Genomic DNA, 2,508 nt, shown 5'->3' with positions numbered 1-2,508 from the left:
GGTGCGCCCGTAAAGGGAATTTGACGAATGTCGCTTTGGCAAGCGACTGGGCAAGTGTTTAAAATGCCCATTAACAACCGCTAACCGGAGGGGAAAACCCCACAAGGGAACATAGCACGTTGGTAAAGCCATAAGTCAGCCAACTGTCAGGCTGCGACCGAATGGCAAGTTAAAATGATAGATATGAGGATAAAGCCAGCATTGGTTGAACGATAGTCCGAGCAGTCGTATCCTTGGGCAATGACGGAAGACAGTTGAATAATTCTTCGGAATTATACCGTTATGTTGCGGTACTACACTGATGACACGTAGCAGGAGTAGCATAAACTTACCGCAAGGCAACTACCATAAGTAGTAAAGGACGAAAGTCGTATCCGACAATCTATCGAGCCAAATAGTCGTCAAATTTCTAAACGGGGATTGCCTAAACCGGAAAGCCAGTTGTAGGGCTATGGGGTCTGCCCCTGAATATCCGGCATGGCAACGGAGCTTCCATAGTAGTCTGAGCAGGGTAACGCCCTGTACATGGCGAAGGGGAGCAGCTAATTAAGTTTAACAATTTAAAGGAAGATGTGAGAGACATGAGAAATCCAGAAAATGTGTTGAACAGTCTGAGTAAACACAGCGGTAACTTGAACTATAAGTTTGAGCGGCTGTATAGAGTGCTGTTTAACGAGGAAATGTTTTATGTAGCCTATCAGAATATTTACAGCAAGACAGGCAACATGACGGCAGGAGCCGATGGTAAAACCATTGACGGAATGAGTATTGACCGAGTTGAACAACTGATTGGCAGTCTTAAAAATGAGACTTATCAGCCTAATCCGTCCAAAAGGACGTACATACCTAAGAAAAACGGGAAAAAACGTCCGCTTGGCATACCCTCTTTTGATGATAAGCTGGTACAGGAAGTAGTCAGAATGATACTTGAAGCAATCTATGAAGGTAGTTTTGAACATACTTCACATGGGTTTCGTCCCAAACGAAGTTGTCATACTGCTCTTATAGATATACAAAAGACATTCACTGCCGTGAAATGGTTTATTGAAGGCGATATTAAAGGATTCTTCGACAATATCAATCATGACGTACTGATTAATATTCTTCGGGAACGTATCGCCGACGAGAGATTTTTGCGGCTTATCAGAAAATTCCTGAATGCCGGATATGTGGAAGACTGGGTATTTCATAGAACGTACAGTGGAACTCCGCAAGGCGGGATTATCAGCCCAATACTGGCTAACATCTACCTTGACAAGTTCGACAAGTACATCAAGGAATACATCAATCGGTTCAATAAAGGGGTAACAAGAAAAGGCGACGCTCGATACAAGCTCTACGAACAGCGAAGATACCGACTGGCAAAGAAACTAAAGAATGAGAAAGATGTAAAGGTAAGGAAACAGATGACCGCCGAAATTAAGCGGCTACGAGAAGAACGGAACAACTATCCGGCACGTAATGAAATGGACAGCAGTATCAAACGGTTAAAATACGTGAGATACGCAGATGACTTTCTGATTGGAATTACCGGTAATCTTGAAGACTGCAAAACAGTAAAAGAGGATATTAAGAATTATTTGAATGAAGCTCTTAAACTGGAACTGTCAGACGAAAAGACACTGATAACCAATGCGCAGAAACCAGCGAAATTTCTCGGATATGACGTATTTATACGTAGGTGTAACGATTTACGTAAGGATAAGTACGGTAAAACGGTTCGTGCATTCGGACACAAGCCTGTATTGTACCTGAATTTTGAAACGATGCGGAAGAAACTCTTTGATTATAAAGCCGCAAGAATCGCGGTCGTCAATGGCAAAGAGGTTTGGAAATCCATCGTCAGAACGTACATGCTGAACTTGGATGACTTGGAAATAGTCAGTCAGTTCAATGCCGAAATCCGAGGGTTCTATAATTACTACTCAATAGCCAATAACAGCTATGTCATCAATTCTTTCTATCACATTATGTCATACAGCATGTATAAGGTATTTGCGAACAAATACAAATCATCTGTAAAGAAAATACTTCTGAAATATAAAAAGAACAAGGTTTTCCAAGTGGCATATGAAAATAGCAAGGGTAAGACACTTTACCAATCATTTTATCATGATGGTTTCAAACGCAAAAAGGTTGCAGGGAATATTTACTGTGACACTATTCCACGGACAGTTTCCATAACAGGTGGACGTAACAGCCTTATGGAAAGGCTGAAGCTCCAAGTTTGCGAATTATGCGGTGCTACCGATAAACTCGAAATGCATCACGTTCGCAAACTTAAAGACCTGAAAGGTAAATCCGACTGGGAAAAGAAAATGATAGCTCGAAGACGAAAAACTTTGGCTGTCTGCTCAAAGTGTCATGCAAAAATAGACCCCGACCGAAGAATCAGACTGAATTAATTAGTGGAGAGCCGGATACAGGGAGACTTGTAAGTCCGGTTCGGAGGCGAGTACTCGGAAACCTACCATAGAAATATGACAAGGCGCTGGGTGCTTAGCCTAC

At 42.1% G+C, this 2,508-nt stretch carries 1 protein-coding gene; it reads left to right on the top strand.

Features of this window, described 5'->3' with window-relative positions; translation table 11 throughout:
• Window positions 1-581: 581 nt before the first annotated feature.
• A complete protein-coding gene (locus DW896_RS21260) occupies window positions 582-2,405 on the top strand; it encodes a reverse transcriptase/maturase family protein (protein ID WP_005680466.1) in 1,824 nt (607 codons plus the stop codon).
• Window positions 2,406-2,508 lie beyond the last annotated feature (103 nt).

Origin of the sequence: Bacteroides sp. AM41-16 (assembly GCF_003603495.1) — a bacterium.
GTDB lineage: Bacteria > Bacteroidota > Bacteroidia > Bacteroidales > Bacteroidaceae > Bacteroides > Bacteroides uniformis.
This window is presented reverse-complemented; position numbering and strand designations above follow the sequence as displayed.